The organism is Nocardioides sp., assembly GCF_029937575.1.
GTDB lineage: Bacteria > Actinomycetota > Actinomycetes > Propionibacteriales > Nocardioidaceae > Nocardioides.
Genome location: NZ_JAPYPS010000078.1, coordinates 1 through 18,075 on the forward strand (window position 1 = coordinate 1; position 18,075 = coordinate 18,075).

Genomic DNA, 18,075 nt, shown 5'->3' on the forward strand with positions numbered 1-18,075 from the left:
GGGCTTCGTCGACGGCCTCGCCCAGGGGCTCGGCCTGCTCAGCCTCCGACGTGGGGTTGTGTGGGGGTGGTCACCCGTGGGCGCGCGGCGGGCGCGGGGACCACTACCCTGCGGGGCATGAGTGTGACGTCTGAGGACCGCCCCTGGGGCAGCTGGCACGTGATCGAGGACGGTCAGGGCTACAAGGTGAAGCGGATCGTGGTGCATCCGGGCAAGCGGCTCTCGCTGCAGACCCACGAGCACCGCTCGGAGCACTGGGTGGTGATCTTCGGGATCGCGACCTGCACGGTCGGCGAGACGGTCGTCAAGGCCGGGCCCGGCGACTGCATCGACGTGCCGCTGGGTGCCATGCACCGGCTCTCCAACGAGCACTCCGAGGACCTGCAGATCATCGAGGTCCAGCAGGGCGCCTACACCGGCGAGGACGACATCCAGCGCCACGAGGACGACTTCGGAAGGCACGAGTGACGTCTGCGGGTCGGCCCGTCGTCGCCGAGATCGTCCGTTCCGGGTTCGTCGAGGGGCGCCACTACGGATCCGTGGTCGCGCTCGCGGGCGACGGGAGCGTCGAGTGGTCCGTCGGTGACGTGAGCAGCGCGATCCTGCCGCGCTCGTGCAACAAGCCCATCCAGGCGCTGGCGATGGTGCGGCTCGGTCTCGACCTGCCGCCTGACCTGCTGGCCCTGGCCTGCGCGTCGCACTCGGGGGAGGAGATGCACCTCGCCGGTGCCCGCCGGATCCTCGAGGGCGCCGGGCTCGGCGAGGCCGACCTGCAGACCCCGCCCGACTTCCCGCTCGACGACGTCGCCAAGGAGGCCGTGCTCGCCGCCGGCGGCACGCGCACCTCGATCGCGATGAACTGCTCGGGCAAGCACTCCGCGATGCTCGCGACCTGCGTGCTCAACGGCTGGGACACCGCGACCTACCTCGACCCCGCGCACCCGCTCCAGGTGGCGATCGCCGAGACCTTCGCCGAGCTCACCGGGGAGGAGATCGAGGTCTCCGCCACCGACGGCTGCGGGGCTCCGCTCCTGTCGACGTCCCTGGTCGGACTGGCGCGCGCGTTCGCCGCGATCGCCACCGCCACCGACGGCCCCGAGGCTCGGATCGCCGCGGCGATCCGCACCCACCCCGAGCTGGTCTCCGGCACCCGCCGCGACGAGCGCACGCTGCTGACGGCGATGCCCGGCTCGATCGGCAAGGCCGGCGCCGAGTCCTGCTACGCCGTCGCGCTGGCCGACGGACGCGCGTTCGCGCTCAAGACCGACGACGGCGCCGCCCGGGCCCGCCCGGTGCTGATGGCGGCCGCGCTGGCCCGCTCCGGTGTCGACCGCGAGGACTGGGTCGACGGCGACGCCGTACGCCGTACCGGCGAAGCCGTGCTGCTCGGTGGCGGCAAGCCCGTCGGGGAGATCCGCGCGACCTTCTGATCTTCCGCAGTCAACTCCAGGGAGATTTGCCTGACGGGCGTGCCCGGACGCCCGCCGTACCCGGGTGTAACTCATGTCACGCTAGCTGAGTTTGCAATCTGCTAACTCCAGCTAGCACAGTGGGGGCATGGCCAAGAGCAAGGTCGGGCAGACCGTCGAGTCGCTCGGTGACTACCTCAAGGAGCAGCGCGTCGCATCGCGCCTCTCCCTGCGGCAGCTCGCCGTGCAGGCCGGCGTGTCGAACCCCTACCTGAGCCAGATCGAACGCGGTCTGCGCAAGCCCTCGGCCGAAGTGCTGCAGCAGATTGCTCGTGCGCTGCGGATCTCCGCGGAACAGCTCTACGTCCGTGCAGGGATCGTCAGCCCCGACGACGGAGTCGGGGGGTCGGTGGAGGTCGCAGTGTTGAGCGACACCGGGCTCACCGAGCGACAGAAGCAGTCGCTTCTGGACGTCTACTCCTCGTTCATCGCGATGAACGGAGCCGAGGCGGAGCAAGCCGCCGAGGCCGAGGGATCCGAGGACTCGTCCGAGTCCGACGGTGCCGAGGGCGCAGACATCGATCAGCACATCGATCAGCACGGTTCCACCCTGCCCACCACATCTGCACCACAACTCTAGGAGTCACTCACATGGCCAAGGCCAAGTTCGATTTCAAGTCCATCGAGGTCCCCGCGGCCGCGCAGAAGCCCCTCTACGCCGGCGTCGGCGCCGGTGACCTCGCCGTCACCGCCGTCAAGGAGTACGTCGCCGACGTGCAGAAGTTCGTGACCACGGCCCAGAAGGACGCCCAGACCCGGGTCGCCGACGTGCAGAAGTCGGTCAACGACTTCGACCCGAAGACCATCCGCTCCTCGGCCCTCTCGGCCGCCAAGGCCCGCCGCGCCGCCGTCGAGGCCCGCGTCGCCGAGCTGCAGGCCGACGCGAAGGCGCTGCCGACGAAGGTCCAGACCACGGTCAACGACAACGTCGCCACCGTCACCGGCACCGTCCTGGGCACCTACGGTGACCTGGCCAAGCGCGGCGAGGCCGTCGTGCGCGGCACCAAGCTGCCCTCGACCGCGACCGTCGAGGTGAAGGTCAACCAGACCAAGCCCGCCTCCAAGAAGGCCCCGGTCCGCAAGCCGGCCAGCAAGAGCGCCGCGAAGCCGACCGCCAAGAAGGCGCCGGCCAAGAAGACCACGGCGAAGAAGGCTCCGGCCAAGAAGGCGCCCGCCAAGAAGGCCGCCACCTCGTCGACCTCGTCGACCTCGTCGACCCCGGCCACCCCGGCGGCCGACCAGGCCTGAAGAGCACAGGAAGAGCCGGACGACCAGTTGACGCTGTTCTGAGCTGAACGGCCGGCTCCACCGCCGTACGACCCCCGCAGAGCTCCTGCGGGGGTCGTGCTGCGTCCGGGGTCTCGAGGCTCAGGCGCTAGCGCGCCTTCGCACCTCGACCACCGTCGGTAGGGTGGGAGCACTATGGGAATCTTCGAAGCCGAGAGCTACGTCTCGCTCCTCGTGTACTTCGGCGTCCTCGCCACGGTGATCTTCGCCTTCGTCAACTCGCTGCTCTACTCCGCCGAGTCCTACGAGGCCGCCGGCAAGCTGACCAAGCCGGCCTGGTGCACGATCCTGGGCCTCGGCGTGGTGCTGCAGTTCGTCTCGATCGGGCTGTTCATCGTGCAGATCGCGCTGTTCATCGCCGCGCTCGTCTACCTCACCGACGTACGCCCGGCGCTGGGGAGCCTGCGCCGCCGCTGAAACCTGGCCGTTACCAAGTGAACGGCACGGTGAATTCCTCCAAAGGTTTGCCGCTTTTCAACCTGCGTGACTTCTGAATCGCTACGGTCGTGGTCTCGGGAAGTTCTGGGTCCCCCCGCCCTACTCACTCATGACACGCCCACACGCAAAGGACACGACATGATCGGCGAGAAGGACACCCGGCCCTGGGGCACCTGGATGGTGCTGGACGAGGGCGACGGCTTCAAGGTCAAGCGGATCACCGTCGACCCGATGCAGCGCCTGAGCTACCAGACCCACGAGCACCGCGCCGAGCACTGGGCGGTCGTGTCGGGCAAGGCGACCTGCGTGGTCGACGGCCAGACGGTCATCATCGGCCCCGGCGAGTCGATCGACATCGCCATCGGCCAGGCCCACCGGATCACCAACATGGACGAGGAGGTCCTGGTGCTGATCGAGGTCCAGATGGGTGCCTACACCGGCGAGGACGACATCGTCCGGCTCGAGGACGACTACGGTCGTGCGCCGAGCGCAGAGGCCGTCTGAACTTCTCGGCCTCGGGCAGGTAGGCTCAGCGCTCACTCGACGACATCGATAGGGCGGGGCCTGTGGAACTCAGAGACTACTGGCTGACCATTCGTCGCCGCTGGCGGCTGGTCGTGCTCGCGGTGCTGCTCGCGACCGGCGCCGCCGGCCTGCTCACGTGGCAGGCGACGCCCCTGTACGCCTCCTCGGCCCAGCTCTTCGTCTCGACCCCGTCCTCGGACACGGGTGAGGCGGCGACCGGTGACCAGTTCGCGACGCGGCGCGTGTCGTCGTACGTCGACCTGGTCAAGACGCGCAAGCTCTCCGAGACCGTCGCCAACGAGCTCGGCGGCGAGCTCGACCCCGGGATGCTGCGCTCCGAGGTCTCGGCCTCGGTGGTGCCCTCGACGGTCAACATCGTGATCACCGCGATGGACCCCGACCCCGTCGTCGCCCGCGACATCGCGCAGGCCTACGCCCAGTCGCTGAGCAGCCTGATTGCCGACATCGAGACGCCGCCCAACGGCGGCTCGCCGCCCATCCGGGCCTCCATCGTCGACAACGCCCAGGTCACCAGCAGCCCGGTGAGCCCCAACGCGACGCGCAACCTCGCCCTCGGTGTCGTGCTCGGCCTGCTGCTCGGCATCGGGATCGCGGTCCTGCGCGACCTGCTCGACACCACGATCGGCAGCAGCGACGACATCGCCGAGATCACCTCGGCGCCGATCCTGGGCAACATCAACTCCGACCCGGACGCCGCCCGCAAGGAGCAGACCGTCGCGCTCGCCGAGGCGACGCCGTGGGCCGAGGCCTTCCGGGTGCTGCGCACCAACATGCAGTACGTCGAGGTCGACCAGGACCACCGGGTCTTCGTCGTGTCGAGCTCGCTGCCCGGTGAGGGCAAGTCGACCACGTCGCACAGCCTGGCGATCACCCTGGCGATGGCCGGGGAGTCCGTGGCGCTGGTCGAGTGCGACCTGCGCCGGCCCACGATGGCCAAGCGCCTCCACCTCGACGACGCCGTCGGCACCACCAGCGTGCTCATCGGCCGGGTCGCCCTCGACGACGCCCTGCAGACCCAGCACGAGTCCGGCATGGCGGTGCTGACCTGCGGCCCGCGCCCGCCCAACCCGTCCGAGCTGCTGCAGTCCCACGCGATGGAGCTGCTGGTCAAGGACCTGCGCAGCCGCTTCGACGTCGTCATCCTCGACGCCCCGCCGCTGCTGCCCGTCACCGACGCGGCCCTGCTGGCCGCCCGCGCCGACGGCATGCTCGCCATCGTGCGCCACGGCAAGACCACCAAGGACCAGCTCCAGCACGCGCTCGAGCGGGTCGAGTCGGTGGGCGCGAAGTGCCTGGGCGTCGTGATCAACCTGGTGCCGCCGAAGCGCTCCAACCGCGGCTACGGCTACGGCTACGGCTACACCTACACCTACGCGCCGACCGACGACGCCGGGAAGCCCCCCAAGGTCTCCCGGGCCGAGAAGGCGGCGATCAAGGCGGCGGAGAAGACGGCCGAGAAGCAGGGCAAGCGGCGTCGCGACGCGGCCGACGAGGCCTGATCCACCCGGTCTGCTCTGTGCCCGGCTCGCGCGGGGTGGCCGCCGTACCGGGCATGTTACTGACCGCCGTGACTACTACCTGACGGTTGTAACCGCTGGGTAGTAGCTACAGCGGTCAGTAACATCGCCACTCCCCGGCCGCTCCCCGGCCGCTCCCCGGCCACGACCGAGGAGTGGCGTCACGCGAGGTAGGCGTCCAGGGCGTCCAGGGCGTCCGGCATGCTCACACCGGCGGCGGCCAGCTTGTCCAGGTCCAGCAGGCTGTGGGCCGGGCGCGGAGCCAGCTGCTTGCCGGCGGCGTACTCCTGCGTCGAGACCCGTCGTACGTCGCTCCGCTCGCGGCCGCAGCGGGCGAAGACCTCCTCGGCCACGTCGGCCCACGACATGGCGGGGCCGGCGTTGCTGACCTGGTAGGTCCCGCTGGGCGCATCCGTGGTCAGCAGGTGACGCGTCGCCGACGCCAGGTCGGTGGCGAAGGTCAGGCGCCCGGTCTGGTCGTCGACCACGGCGGGGGAGACCCCGTCGTCCGCGAGGCGGGCCATCGTCCGCACGAAGTTGCCGCCGTCCCCGATCAGCCACGACGTCCGCAGCACCAGGTGGCGTCGCGCGGTGGCGGCGGCGAGGTCCCCGGCGGCCTTGGTCTGCGCGTAGACGCCCAGCGGCGAGAGCGGCTCGTCCTCGGTGTGCACCTCGGCGGTGCCGTCGAAGACGTACTCGGAGGAGAAGTGCACCAGGGTGAGGCCGTGCTCGTCGGCGACCTTCGCCAACGTGGCCGGGGCCTGGGCGTTGACCTGCCAGGCCGTACGGCGCCCGTCGGGCGTCTCGGCCGCGTCCACCGCGGTGTAGGCCGCGGCGTTGAGGATCACGTCGTGCTCGCGCCACGGCCAGGCGGCGACGGCTGCGGGGTCGGTGACGTCCAAGGAGGCTTCGGCCCCGGAGCCGGGGAGGTCCACGCCCAGCGCGTCCGGGAAGGCCGCCAGGAGCGCCCGGCCGAGCTGGCCGCGCGCGCCGAGCACGAGGGGTCGCCGCGGGGTCATCGGCGTGACGTCGGCCAGGAGGGGCTGGGCGCGGTCCTTGGCGGAGATCTCCGCCTCGTCGAGCGGGATCGGCCAGGCGATCGCGGCCGTCGGCTCGTCGAGCGCCAGCGCCGGGTAGGTCTGGCCGGCGCGCCAGTGGTCGTTGACCAGGTAGCCGTAGGCGACGTCGTCGGTGAGGGTCTGATAGCTGTTGCCGACCCCGCGCGGCACGAACACCGCCACCGACGGGTCCAGCTCGACCGTCACTGTCGCCCCGAAGGAGTCGCCGGCGCGCAGGTCGACCCAGGCCCCGAAGGCGCGCCCGGTGGAGACGGAGACGAACTTGTCCCAGGGCTCGGCGTGGATCCCGCGGGTCGCCCCGCGGACCGCGTTGTAGGAGACGTTGTGCTGCACCGGTCCGAAGTCCGGCAGCCCCAGCGCGACCATCTTCTCGCGCTGCCAGGCCTCCTTGAACCACCCGCGCGCGTCCTCGTGGAGCGGGAGACGGACGACGAGCAGGCCGGGGATGGCCGTGGTCTCGACCGACAGGCTCACTGGCCCTTCACCTCGTAGGCCGCCTCGGTCGCCGCCTTGTGCGGGCGCCACCAGGACTCGTGGTCGCGGTACCACTCGATCGTGTGCGCCAGGCCCGCGCCGAAGTCGGGATGGGCCGGGCGCCAGCCGAGCTCGTCGCGCAGCTTGGTGGAGTCGATGGCGTAGCGCAGGTCGTGGCCGGCGCGATCGGTGACGAGGTCGTAGTCGTCGGCGGGGCGGCCGAGGTGCTCCAGGATCAGCGCGACGACGTCGAGGTTGTTGTGCTCGCCGTCGGCGCCGATCAGGTAGGTCTCGCCGATCCGACCCTGCTGCAGGATCGTCCAGACCGCCGAGCTGTGGTCCTCGGCATGGATCCAGTCGCGCACGTTGGTGCCGGTGCCGTAGACCTTGGGCCGGTGGCCATCGAGGACGTTGGTGATCTGGCGGGGGATGAACTTCTCGACGTGCTGCCAGGGGCCGTAGTTGTTGGAGCAGTTGCTGATGGTCGCCTTCACGCCGAAGCTGCGCACCCACGCGCGCACCAGGTGGTCGGAGCCGGCCTTGGCGGCGCTGTAGGGGCTGCTGGGGTTGTACGGCGTCGCCTCGGTGAAGCGCTGCGGGTCGTCGAGCTCGAGGTCGCCGTACACCTCGTCGGTGGAGATGTGGTGCAGCCGGGTACCGTGGCGCCGGGCCGCCTCGAGCACGCAGAACGTGCCGACCAGGTTGGTCTGGATGAACGGGCCGGGCTCGGTCAGCGAGTTGTCGTTGTGCGACTCGGCGGCGAAGTGCACGATGGCGTCGTGCCCCGCGGCCAGGCGGTCGACCAGCGGCTGGTCGGCGACGTCGCCCACGACCAGGTTGACCCGGTCGGTGGGCAGGCCCTCCAGGGCGGCGCGCGAGGCGGCGTAGGTCAGCTTGTCGAGCACTGTCACGACCACGTCGGTGTGCCGCACGAGGTGGTGGACGAAGTTGGAGCCGATGAAGCCGGCGCCGCCGGTCACGAGTACGCGCATCACGGGACCACCGTAGGGGGCGGGCCACCCCGGGCGTCGGTCAGTAGGCGCCGCGGGAGCCGACGACGGCGCCGAGCGTCTTGAGCAGGATCGAGAGGTCCTGGAACATCGACCAGTTGTCGACGTAGTAGAGGTCGAGGCGGATCGCCTCGTCGAAGGAGAGGTTGGAGCGCCCGGAGATCTGCCACAGCCCGGTCAGGCCGGGGCGGACGTGCAGGCGGCGCGACGTGTCGCCTTGGTACTGGGCGACCTCGAGCGGCAGCGGCGGGCGCGGACCGACCAGGCTCATCTCGCCGCGCAGGACGTTGACGAGCTGCGGCAGCTCGTCGATCGAGAAGCGGCGCAGCCAGCGGCCCGGCTTGGTGATCCGCGGGTCCTCGGCCATCTTGAACAGCCCGCCGTCGTACCCCTGCTGGGCGTGCAGGTCGGCCAGGCGCTTCTCGGCGTCGGTGACCATCGTGCGGAACTTCAGCAGCGAGAACTCCTCGCCGTCGCGTCCGGTGCGGGTCTGGCGGAAGAGGATCGGACCGCCGTCGTGCATCTTCACCCGCAGGGCGGCGAAGGCCAGGATCGGTGACGCGACGAGCAGGAGGCCCAGCGACCCGACGACGTCGAGCAGACGCTTGCCCCAGCGGGCGGCGTCGGTGGCGCGGGGCGGGTCGAGGTGGATCAGGGGGAGGCCGCCGACGGGCCGGATCCGGACCCGGTCGCCGGAGACCTCCGAGATGCTCGGCGCGACGACGACGTGGACGTCGTGGTGCTCGAGGTCCCAGGCGATGCGCCGCATCTGCTCGGCCGAGGTGACGCCGCCGTTGGCGAAGAAGACGATGTCGGCGCCGGAGGCGACGACCTTCTGGGTGACGTCGGAGCAGTCGCCGATGACCGGGATGCCGGCGTCGGTCTCGATGGCCGGATCGTTGGCCGGGGTCAGGCACCCGACGACCTGGTAGCCGAGACGCTTCTCCCGGGTGATCACGGACGCCACCTCGTCGACGCCGAACCGACTGCCGACGATGAGGACGTTGTGCTGCAGCGCGCCGACCTGGCGGGCGCTGTGGATCGCCCGCCGCAGGGCGAGGCGCCCCAGGAGCAGTCCGAACAGCCCGAGGACGAAGGCGACGCCGAAGAAGCCGCGCGAGAGCGGGTAGTCGAGCAGGAAGCAGCCCACCCCGACCAGGCCGGCGGCGGCGAGGCTGGCGGTGGCGACCCGGCGGAACTCGTCGGTCCCGACCTCGAACTGACTGGTGCTGTAGGCGCCGGCGAAGAGGATGCAGAGCATCCAGGTCACCACGATGCACGGCCCGGCCACGGCGACGGTGCTGCTGATCTCGGCGGGGGTCTCGAAGAACTTCCAGCCCTCGCGGACCATGCCGGCCAGCACGGTGGCGCCGGTGATGATGGCCAGGTCGATGACGAACGCGGTCGTGGGGAGGTAGCGCAGGGCGCGTGATCGTGCCACCGACCGTGCCCACGTGCCTCGCTGGGTCATCAGACTCATCGCGCGCTACTCCACTTCGCCGTCACTGGGTTGACGTCGGCTGCGTCGTTGCATGCCCTCCGAGACCACTCGCAACAGGTCGGGTCGCAGACCAAATCGCGTATGCATACCTAACCACGGATCGGGCATGATGACACCCCTGACGAGAGCGACCTCACCCGCGCAGGCGGTGTCCGGACAAGGTCCGGACAGGTAATGGGCCCGATCATCGTCACTTCTGCCCCATGCGTCACGGTTCCCGGAGGGTCTGGGCGCCGCGGGTAGGGCATGCTGGGAGGCATGAAGGGGATCATCCTGGCCGGCGGCACCGGCTCGCGGCTGCACCCGATCACCCACGCGGTGTCGAAGCAGCTGATGCCGGTCTACGACAAGCCGATGGTCCACTACCCGCTGTCGACGCTGATGCTCGCCGGGATCCGTGAGGTCCTGGTGATCACGACCCCGCACGAGGCCGAGCAGTTCGTCCGCCTGCTCGGCGACGGCTCGCGGCTCGGGATCGAGATCTCCTACGCGACCCAGCCCGCGCCGGACGGGCTCGCCCAGGCGTTCGTCATCGGCGAGGATCACATCGGCAGCGACCGGGTGGCACTGGTGCTGGGCGACAACATCTTCTACGGCTCCGGCCTCGGCACCCGGCTGCGCCGTTTCACCGACCTCGACGGTGCGGCCGTCTTCGGCTACCGCGTGGCCGACCCGTCGGCGTACGGCGTGGTGGAGTTCGACGACGACTTCCGCGCGATCTCGCTGGAGGAGAAGCCGGAGCGACCGCGCAGCAGCTTCGCCGTACCGGGGCTGTACTTCTACGACAACGACGTCGTCACGCTGGCCCGCGACCTGACGCCGTCGGCGCGCGGCGAGCTCGAGATCACCGACCTCAACCGCCGCTACCTCGACCAGGGCCGACTCCAGGTCGAGGTACTGCCGCGCGGTTCGGCCTGGCTCGACACCGGGACCTTCGACGACCTCAACGACGCCGGCAACTTCGTGCGCGCGATCGAGGCCCGCCAGGGCACCAAGGTCGGCGCCCCGGAGGAGGTCGCCTGGCGGATGGGCTACATCGACGATGCCCGGCTGGCGGCGCTGGGCGAGGGCCTGCTCAAGAGCGGGTACGGCGGCTACCTGCTGGGCCTGCTGGACGAGCAGGTCGAGCGGGGTCGACGCGGCTGAGCCACGGAGGACCGACTAGGGTCGGGGCCGACATCCTGGGGGGTCGTCTCAGATCGGAGCGTTCGGTCCCGTGTTCATCCGCCGCGTGGCGCGCGCCCTGCGCCGCAACACCATCCTGATCCTGGTGTGCCTGGCCGTCGCGCTCGGCGGCGCCTACGTGCTCACCGAGCAGGAGACTCCCAGCTACGAGTCGACCGTGCGGGTCGTGGTCTCGGCGGCCGCCGCCCCCGCCGACGGTGCTCAGACCGACGGCGACGAGAGCGACGGCGCGGGCGTGGGTGCGGGCCCGATCTCGGAGGAGCGGGCGACGACGTACGCCGAGGTGGTCACCAGCCAGGTCCTCGCCAGCAGGGTGGCCTCGAGCCTGCTGGGCGACCCGGCCTACCGCGGTGAGAGCGACCTCGACGGCGACGTGCTGCTCGAGCAGGTGAGCGCCAGGGCGGTGCCCGGCTCGGCGGTCCTGGAGATCCGGGTCACCGACCCCGATCCGGCCACGGCCCAGGTGATCGCGCAGACCTACGCCGAAGAGCTCATCGCGACCGCCACCGACATCGAGACCGGTGGCCTCGGCACGGCCGAGGACCCCGGCTTCACGGTGATCGACTTCGCCTCCTTCGACGACGAGCCGGTCTCGCCCCAGCCGCTCAACACCCTCCTCGTCGCCGCCGGTGCCGGACTGCTGCTGGGCCTGATCCTGACCGGGCTTCGCGAGGCGTTGATGACCTCTGTGCGCACCGGCGAGGAGGTCACCGCCCTGATCGACGCACCGGTGCTGGCCACGATCGCCTACGAGTCGCCGGCCAGCCGCCGCAAGCTCGTCACCGAGCTCGACCAGCACTCGCCCCGGGTCGAGGGGTTCCGCGCGCTGCGCACCGGCGTCCAGTTCGCCGACCCCGACGCCGCCCACAAGCTGATCGCGGTCACCTCCTGCCAGGCCGAGGAGGGCAAGTCGTCCACCGCCGTCAACCTCGCCCTGACCCTGTCCCGCGCCGGGGTCCGCACCCTGCTCGTCGACGGCGACCTGCGCCGCCCCCAGGTCGCGGAGACCTTCGACATCGACGGCTCCGCCGGCGTCACCACCGTCCTGCTCGGCAAGGTCGACCTCGCCGACGCGATCTGGACCCACCCCGACACCGGGCTGGCGGTCCTGCCGAGCGGCGTGGTGCCACCCAACCCGGCCGAGCTGCTGCAGACCCAGGCGATGTCGCAGCTCCTCGAGCGGGTGCGCGCCGACCACGAGGTCGTCATCGTCGACTGCGCGCCCCTCAACCCGGTCACCGACGCCGCCCTGCTCGCCGCCCGCGCCGACGGCGTGCTCCTCGTCGTGCGGCACGGTCGCACGACCAAGGACCAGCTCCGCAGCGCCGTCGAGCGCCTGCGCCAGGTCGGCGCTGCCCCGATGGGCGTGGTGATGAACGCCGTACCCCTGCGCCGGCGCGACTCCGCGACGTACGGCGGCTACCAGCGCTACGACGCGCGCGACAGGCCGAAGAAGTCCAGCCGCAAGGTCGGCTGACCGGCCGGCCGACCCCCGGCTGACCGACCGGCCGCTCCGTCTGGCCCCATGTGACTAGACGGCCCGGCCTGCGCGGCCGATGCCGCGCACCGCCGCGGTGGCGCAGACTCATCGGTGATGGCGAGGTCGCCCGTCCCGAGCGAGTGACCGAGCCTCAGCAGCCCCCCAAGCGCTACGACGGGGCGGCGCCGACGGCCGGAGGGAGGTCGTCGGAATGTCGCCCCGTCGAGCCGCTGCTGCGGTACCGTCATGGTTCCCCCAAGCGAAGGACCGCTCCATGTCGATCGGACTGTGGATCCTCATCGGCCTGACGGCCTGGATCATCGTGCCGCTGCCGCTCGCCCTGCTGATCGGACGACTGATCCGTCGCGGCGACGAGCCCGAGGCCGTCGGCGCCGAGCCCCTCGCCCCCCGCACGGGCCTGCTGCGCCGACCCGAGGTGCGCGGCGTCGGCTGACGCACCGCTCGCGCCTCGCAGACCGACCAGCCGGGTCAGCCGGACTGGCCGGATAGTGTGCCGGGCATGAAGGTTCTCCTGACCGGCGGCGCCGGCTACATCGGATCCATCACGGCCAAGGCGCTCGAGGAGGCCGGCCACACGCCGGTGATCCTGGACTCGCTGCTGAGCGGGCCGCGCGCGTTCGTGCGCGACCGGATCTTCTACGAGGGCGACATCGCCGACCGCGCCCTGCTGGGCCGGATCGCCGAGGAGCACCCCGACCTGGACGCCACCATCCACATGGCGGCGCGCATCGTCGTGCCCGAGTCCGTCGAGAAGCCCTACGAGTACTACCGCGACAACGTCGCCAAGTCCCTCGAGCTCTTCGACGAGCTCACCGCGCTCGGCCTGCCGCGGGTGCTCTTCTCCAGCTCGGCGAGCCTCTACGCCACCAAGGACGGCTTCGAGGTGACCGAGGAGGACGGCCTCGGCACGGGGTCGCCGTACGCCCGGACCAAGCTGATGATGGAGCTGGTCCTGCAGGACCTCGCCGCCTCGACCGACCTGCGCGCGGTCATCCTGCGCTACTTCAACCCGATCGGCTCCGACCCGGGCCTCGAGTCGGGCATCTACGTCAAGGAGCCCTCCCACGTGCTCGGCCAGCTCGTGCTGGCCGCTCGCGGCCAGAAGCCGACGTTCACCATCACCGGCACCGACTTGCCGACCCGTGACGGCACCGGCATCCGCGACTACATCCACGTCTGGGACCTCGCCCGCGCCCACGTGCGTGCGGTGGAGAAGTTCGACGACGTGCTCGCCGAGGTGGCGGCGCCCAGCACGATCATCAACGTCGGCACCGGCGACGGCGTGACCGTGCGCGAGCTCGTCGCCTCCTTCGAGAAGGTCTTCGGCAGCTCGGTGCCGCTCACCGAGGCGCCGCCGCGACCCGGTGACGTGGTCGGCGCCTACGCCAACGTCGACAAGGCGGCCGAGCTCCTCGGCTGGCGCGCCGAGCTCAGCATCGACGAGGCCATCGCCTCCGCGCTGGCCTGGGCAGAGCGGCGCCAGGAGATCCTGGGCTACGAATGACCCGTCCTCGCTGGGTCGTCGCTGGCGTGGTGCTGGGCAGCCTCCTGCTCGGCGGGTGCGCCGCGCACGGCGCGCCCGACAGCCGTGCCGTGGCGGCCGCGCCGGCTGCGCCGTCCGAGGAGACGGCCCCGGCGACGCAGTCCGCGGTCGCCGAGGGTCGTCGTACGGCGAGACCGCTGCGCGGCACGAGGGTCGTGCTCGACCCCGGCCATCAGCTCGGCAACCGCAACTTCCCCGAGAAGATCAACCGGCAGGTCCCCGCGGGAGGGTTCACGAAGGCGTGCAACACGACGGGTACGTCGACCAACGGCGGGTACGCCGAGGCGACCTTCGGGTGGCAGGTGACCCGGCAGGTGCGGCGCCGGCTGGAGAAGCTCGGCGCCAGGGTGCAGCTGACCCGCTCCACCAACTCGGCCAAGCGCTGGGGCCCGTGCGTGGACGAGCGTGGTCGTGCGGGCAACTCCTCTGGCGCCGATCTCAAGCTCAGCATCCACGGTGACGGGTCGTACGCCGACGGCGCGCACGGCTTCCACGTGATCGCCCCGACCGACCGCCGGCCGTGGACCCACGACATCTACCGCTCGTCGCGACTGCTCGCGACCAAGGTCCGCGCGGCCCTGCACCGGCGCGCCGGCCTCGACCACGCGACGTACGTCGCGGGCGGCGACGGCCTGGACTTCCGTGCCGACCTGGGCACCCTCAACCTCTCCGACGTCCCGACGGTGATGGTCGAGCTGGGCAACATGCGTGACGCCGGCGATGCCCGGATGATGACGAGCAGGCGCGGGCGCGCGACGTACGCGAAGGCGCTGGTGCAGGGTGCGCGGGCGTTCGTCCGCTCGCACGCGACGGCGCAGGGCGAGCCGCTCCGCTTCGACGACTGACGTCGCGAAGAGCGGCAACCGCGACGCGACGAGATTCCCTGCGACGGCACAAGCGTGGCGGGAGTGCTGTCCGTGGAGTCTCGAAAGCGGGCTGCTCGCGGAGCCCTGCACCGCGTCGGCCGCGGCGTCGACCGGATGCTCGAGACTCCATACGACCCACTGGGTGAGCTCGCCGAAGGTGTGGCGCTCGGCGGCACCGGAGCAGCCCGCGCTGACGAATCCGTCCTCGCTCACATTCACCTGAGGCGCATTGGCGTAGGGGCCTCGGTCGAGGGCGCGGGCAACTCATGCGTAGGCCGACGTTATCCAGTCCAGGTCACTCGTCCACCGGCGGCGGGTGACGAGGTCTAGCTCGAAGAGCTCGTCGGTCTTCTCCAGAACGAGGGTGAAGGGTCGTCCCTGGCGTCTCGTGACGTGTCGAACGGGCAGCCCGGCGTTGTCCAACTGTCGATGCACGTGCTGGCGACCTGGCTTGGCGAGCGGCCACTCGTGTCGGCGTTCGGGCGAGCCCAGAAACTCCTCCAGGCGAAGGCAGTGATCACACCCGCACCCGGTCCAGGCGATCGACCAGTCGTCCGCCGCCCGCGCAGGACGCTCGAGCAGCCGGGACAACCGGTCGCGCACGGCCTCAGCGATGTTGAGGGTCGTCGCCCTCGTGGTCGCGCAGTTCTCCTGGAGTGCCGGCACGAGGAGCTCGACGACGTTGTCGTCCATGGCGTCCAGAGCCTCGGCGATGCTCGCGCCCCTCTCATCGGAGACCGACTCCAGCAACCGCGCGAGAGGCACGGCGAGCTCGGCCAGGTTCGAGCTGCGTCGACCCGCATGATCGTGCTCCACCCACGTGGCGATCCGTGTCGAGAGCCATTGCCAGATGCAGTGGTCGAGATGGTCGGCGAGCGCCTCGGCTCGGTTATCGCGCAAGGCCACGGACAGCGGCAGCAGGGCGCTGTCGACCCACGTGAGGCGGTCAACTGCGCCGAAACGATGCGCCGAAGCCCACCGGTCGATGAGGTCCTTCGTCCACGCCTCGCCGTACCGGTCCGATAGGGCGGCCAGTTGGACGGCGTGATCGGAGGACACCATCTCGAGGCGGAAGGGGCCCAGCACCACTGCGGCGGCGTCGGTATCGCGCAGTCCCCCCGCCACTTCGAGAGCGGGGACGAGTGCGTGTGCCTCGACGTGGAGCCAGAACGGCTCCAGCGATCTTGCATCGGACCTGGCACGCTCAAGGTCTCCCGCCTCGATGGTCTTCAACAACGTACGGAGCGCCCAGGATGAACCCGCCTCGGCGCGCGCCGCGAACGACCTCTCTCGAGGCCACACCACCACGGCAGCCCGCCGGTACCACCGGTCGACCGTGTTGCCGTAATTGCCCATGAAACCTTCGTACTCGGAGCGGTACGGCGTCAACGACCGCGAGGGCGTGACGGCGCAGACCTCGTGCTCGCCCACGGGGAGGGCGATCGTCTCCGCACCGGAGCCATCGGGCGAAACCCACCAGCCGAGGGAGATCTCGTCGTCGATGAGCGCGTTGAGGTCATGGGCGCTGGCGTCCTCGGGCTCGCCGTCGTAGTAGTCCTCGTCCTGGTCGCCGTACGTCCCTCCGAACCGCCACGGCTCCTCAGCCGGTTGCGCGTCCCAGGTCTCCTTGACCTCGGCCAGGGCGAGAACTGTCTCGCATCCGCTCTGGGCGGCGGCTTCCTGGAGAATCGCGATGCGCTCGGCGTCGGCACCCTTGAAGCGCCCGGATTTCAGCCCGGCCTGGGTGTACTCGTGGTCAAGCAGGAACACCAAGCGTGTCGGCTCGCCGAGGTCGCGGCCGTAGGACGTGGTGGCCCGCGAGCCGAAGTGCTCGCCGAGATGACGAGCGGTCTGTGCAGCCGGGCCGGCCTCGGCGGTGGGCGCGGGGCCGGTCAGCATGAGGTTGAAGGTCAACGCGACCCGGTAGCCTGAGCGGACGGGTCGGACCTCGTGTCGACGGTCGGCGTAGAACGCGACGAGGACGAGGTCGTCACGCGAGGCACGGAACGCGCGCTCCGTGCCCGCGTCGTCGACCACGAGCTCGCCCCCACTGTGGATCGAGGGCAGCGACACGACAAGGGTGGCGACCATGTCGTCGTGCTTCTCGGAGTCCTGGTGGGGAAGGAAGAACTGGCCCTTGCCATAGACGAGCAGCGAGTGCAGCTCGGCGCGCAGGTTTGAGCCCGGGGGGAGACCGAGCTCGTCACGAACGCGCTCCAGCGACGCAGCGAGGTGTCCGTCCCCATCCGCTCCTTCGAGAGTGACCTGGTCGGGTGTGATCTCCCATGTGTCGCGAACGGACGCGTCGCTGAGGGTGTCCCTGCCTCGGCCGAACCGTGCCGGGCGCGCTACTGCGATCAGACGCTTGGCTTGAGCCGCCCGGACAGGGAACGTGACCGGACCGACGCCGGCCACCTGCAGGGTGAGGGCGTCGCACGACAGCCTGAGCGTAACGGCGTCGGAGCGCGGCACCTCCTGACCGGCGAGCACCCGGACCAGGTGATCACGCGCAGCGGTTCCCATGGGGGGAGACTACGAGGGACCGGACGAATGATCTCTGGGCACCCCGCGACGCCTGCCGAACATCAGCTGCTGTGCAGCAACCGCTTCGTCCTGGCCACGACGTCGGCCAGCGCGTCGGCGGCCGCCGGGCTCATCGGACCCATGTCGATGAACCCGTGCACCAGCCCGTCGTAGCGCGCGCGGTCGACGGCGACGCCGGCCTTCTCGAGGGCATCGGCGAAGGCCTCGCCCTCGTCGCGAAGGGGGTCGTACTCGGCGGTGACGACGATCGCCGGCGCCACCCCGGCGAGGTCGCCGAGCAGCGGGGAGTGTCGGATGTCGTCGAGGTCGAGCTCGTCGACGGCCGCGGGGGACTCAGTGCCATCCGTGCCCAGGTAGTGCCCGCTGAACCACAGCATCGTGGCCATGTCGAGGAAGTAGCCCTCGGCGTTCTCGGTGCGTGAGGGGTAGTCGCCGGTCATGTGGGTGGCGGGGTAGATCAGGACCTGGGCCGAGACCCGGTCGCGCAGCGCCTGCGCCGCGACCGCCGACAGGTTGCCGCCGGCGCTGTCCCCACCGACGGCGAGGACGTCGTTGCCGCCGAGGTCTGCGAGGTGGTCGGCCGCCCAGGTGACCGCGGCCAGGGTGTCCTCGACGGCCGCGGGGAAGGCGGCTTCGGGAGCCAGCCGGTAGTCGAGGGACAGCACCACGGTCTCGGCCCCCGAGCACAGGCTGCGACACGTCTGGTCGTGGGTGTCCAGGTCGCCGATCACGAACCCGCCACCGTGCACGTAGACCAGCGTCGGGAAGGGTCCGTCGCCTTCGGGACGGTAGAGCCGCGCGGGGCGTCCCGCGACCTCGAGGTCCTCGACCGATCCCACCGGGATCCGGGTCTCGTCGGTGACCAGGTCGGTGGTCATCGCGCGGAACGCCTTGCGGGCGGTCTCGGGTGTGCCCTCGTGCATGGGCGGGTACGGCGCGGCGTCGATCAGCTGGAGGAGGGCGGCGGTGCCCGGGTCGAGTGGCATGGGGTGACGGTACTGCGCACCTGGGTTGCGGGGTGCTGTTCGGGGGGGGTGGGACGCCCGCGGTGGTTGCGCCGCTCTTCGTGGTGGGTGTGGCGCCCGCGCGCGTAGTCGACCGGGTCTCGCCGTCAA

17 protein-coding genes are annotated in these 18,075 nt (G+C 70.8%); 12 read left to right on the plus strand and 5 right to left on the minus strand.

What is annotated here, in order from left to right; translation table 11 throughout:
- Positions 1 to 117: 117 nt before the first annotated feature.
- The 7 genes from Q1K33_RS18325 (at position 118) to Q1K33_RS18355 (ending at position 5,239) form a co-directional block, all read left to right on the plus strand.
- The gene (locus Q1K33_RS18325) at positions 118 to 468 is read left to right on the plus strand and encodes a phosphomannose isomerase type II C-terminal cupin domain (protein ID WP_300406186.1); all 351 of its coding nucleotides are present in this window, start codon (positions 118 to 120) and stop codon (positions 466 to 468) included.
- On the plus strand, positions 465 to 1,430 hold the full coding sequence (locus tag Q1K33_RS18330; protein ID WP_300406187.1) for an asparaginase: 966 nt from the start codon (positions 465 to 467) through the stop codon (positions 1,428 to 1,430). The genes Q1K33_RS18325 and Q1K33_RS18330 overlap by 4 nt, the downstream gene beginning before the upstream one ends.
- A 127-nt stretch (positions 1,431 to 1,557) precedes the next feature.
- On the plus strand, positions 1,558 to 2,049 hold the full coding sequence (locus tag Q1K33_RS18335) for a helix-turn-helix transcriptional regulator (RefSeq protein ID WP_300406188.1): 492 nt from the start codon (positions 1,558 to 1,560) through the stop codon (positions 2,047 to 2,049).
- An 11-nt stretch (positions 2,050 to 2,060) separates the two neighbouring features.
- The gene (locus tag Q1K33_RS18340; protein WP_300406189.1) at positions 2,061 to 2,717 is read left to right on the plus strand and encodes a hypothetical protein; all 657 of its coding nucleotides are present in this window, start codon (positions 2,061 to 2,063) and stop codon (positions 2,715 to 2,717) included.
- 174 nt (positions 2,718 to 2,891) lie between these two features.
- Positions 2,892 to 3,173: a DUF2516 family protein gene (locus Q1K33_RS18345; protein WP_300406190.1), complete on the plus strand. Its 282-nt coding sequence runs from the start codon at positions 2,892 to 2,894 to the stop codon at positions 3,171 to 3,173.
- A gap of 159 nt (positions 3,174 to 3,332) precedes the next feature.
- Complete coding sequence (locus tag Q1K33_RS18350; RefSeq protein WP_300406191.1) at positions 3,333 to 3,698, plus strand: phosphomannose isomerase type II C-terminal cupin domain; 366 nt, start codon at positions 3,333 to 3,335, stop codon at positions 3,696 to 3,698.
- Between the two features lie 62 nt (positions 3,699 to 3,760).
- Positions 3,761 to 5,239, plus strand: a complete 1,479-nt coding sequence (locus tag Q1K33_RS18355) for a polysaccharide biosynthesis tyrosine autokinase (RefSeq protein WP_300406192.1) — start codon at positions 3,761 to 3,763, stop codon at positions 5,237 to 5,239.
- A 179-nt stretch (positions 5,240 to 5,418) separates the two neighbouring features.
- Here the strand turns inward: Q1K33_RS18355 and Q1K33_RS18360 are convergent, their stop codons facing one another.
- The 3 genes from Q1K33_RS18360 to Q1K33_RS18370 are packed head-to-tail and all read right to left on the minus strand — an operon-like array spanning position 5,419 to position 9,300.
- Entirely contained in the window at positions 5,419 to 6,810 is a 1,392-nt protein-coding gene (locus Q1K33_RS18360) for a bifunctional dTDP-4-dehydrorhamnose 3,5-epimerase family protein/NAD(P)-dependent oxidoreductase (RefSeq protein ID WP_300406193.1), read from the minus strand.
- A complete protein-coding gene (gene rfbB, locus Q1K33_RS18365; RefSeq protein ID WP_300406202.1) occupies positions 6,807 to 7,802 on the minus strand; it encodes a dTDP-glucose 4,6-dehydratase in 996 nt (331 codons plus the stop codon). Before rfbB ends, Q1K33_RS18360 begins: the two co-directional genes overlap by 4 nt.
- A 40-nt stretch (positions 7,803 to 7,842) precedes the next feature.
- Positions 7,843 to 9,300, minus strand: a complete 1,458-nt coding sequence (locus Q1K33_RS18370) for a sugar transferase (RefSeq protein WP_300406194.1) — start codon at positions 9,298 to 9,300, stop codon at positions 7,843 to 7,845.
- A gap of 279 nt (positions 9,301 to 9,579) precedes the next feature.
- Between Q1K33_RS18370 and rfbA the strand changes: the two genes are divergently transcribed.
- The 5 genes from rfbA (at position 9,580) to Q1K33_RS18395 (ending at position 14,395) form a co-directional block, all read left to right on the plus strand.
- Positions 9,580 to 10,467, plus strand: a complete 888-nt coding sequence (gene rfbA / locus Q1K33_RS18375; protein WP_300406195.1) for a glucose-1-phosphate thymidylyltransferase RfbA — start codon at positions 9,580 to 9,582, stop codon at positions 10,465 to 10,467.
- 70 nt (positions 10,468 to 10,537) lie between these two features.
- Positions 10,538 to 11,983 (plus strand): polysaccharide biosynthesis tyrosine autokinase, encoded by a 1,446-nt coding sequence (locus Q1K33_RS18380; protein WP_300406196.1) that lies wholly within the window; start codon positions 10,538 to 10,540, stop codon positions 11,981 to 11,983.
- Positions 11,984 to 12,260: 277 nt separating this feature from the next.
- Entirely contained in the window at positions 12,261 to 12,440 is a 180-nt protein-coding gene (locus Q1K33_RS18385; protein ID WP_300406197.1) for a hypothetical protein, read from the plus strand.
- Between the two features lie 66 nt (positions 12,441 to 12,506).
- The gene (gene galE / locus Q1K33_RS18390) at positions 12,507 to 13,511 is read left to right on the plus strand and encodes a UDP-glucose 4-epimerase GalE (protein ID WP_300406198.1); all 1,005 of its coding nucleotides are present in this window, start codon (positions 12,507 to 12,509) and stop codon (positions 13,509 to 13,511) included.
- Complete coding sequence (locus Q1K33_RS18395) at positions 13,508 to 14,395, plus strand: N-acetylmuramoyl-L-alanine amidase (RefSeq protein WP_300406199.1); 888 nt, start codon at positions 13,508 to 13,510, stop codon at positions 14,393 to 14,395. Before galE ends, Q1K33_RS18395 begins: the two co-directional genes overlap by 4 nt.
- Before the next feature lie 285 nt (positions 14,396 to 14,680).
- Here the strand turns inward: Q1K33_RS18395 and Q1K33_RS18400 are convergent, their stop codons facing one another.
- Both Q1K33_RS18400 and Q1K33_RS18405 read right to left on the minus strand, forming a co-directional pair.
- Positions 14,681 to 16,939 carry a 2OG-Fe(II) oxygenase gene (locus Q1K33_RS18400; RefSeq protein WP_300406200.1) on the minus strand — a complete coding sequence of 753 codons (2,259 nt, stop codon included), beginning with the start codon at positions 16,937 to 16,939 and terminating at the stop codon, positions 14,681 to 14,683.
- A gap of 62 nt (positions 16,940 to 17,001) precedes the next feature.
- On the minus strand, positions 17,002 to 17,946 hold the full coding sequence (locus Q1K33_RS18405) for an alpha/beta hydrolase (RefSeq protein WP_300406201.1): 945 nt from the start codon (positions 17,944 to 17,946) through the stop codon (positions 17,002 to 17,004).
- Positions 17,947 to 18,075: the final 129 nt, after the last annotated feature.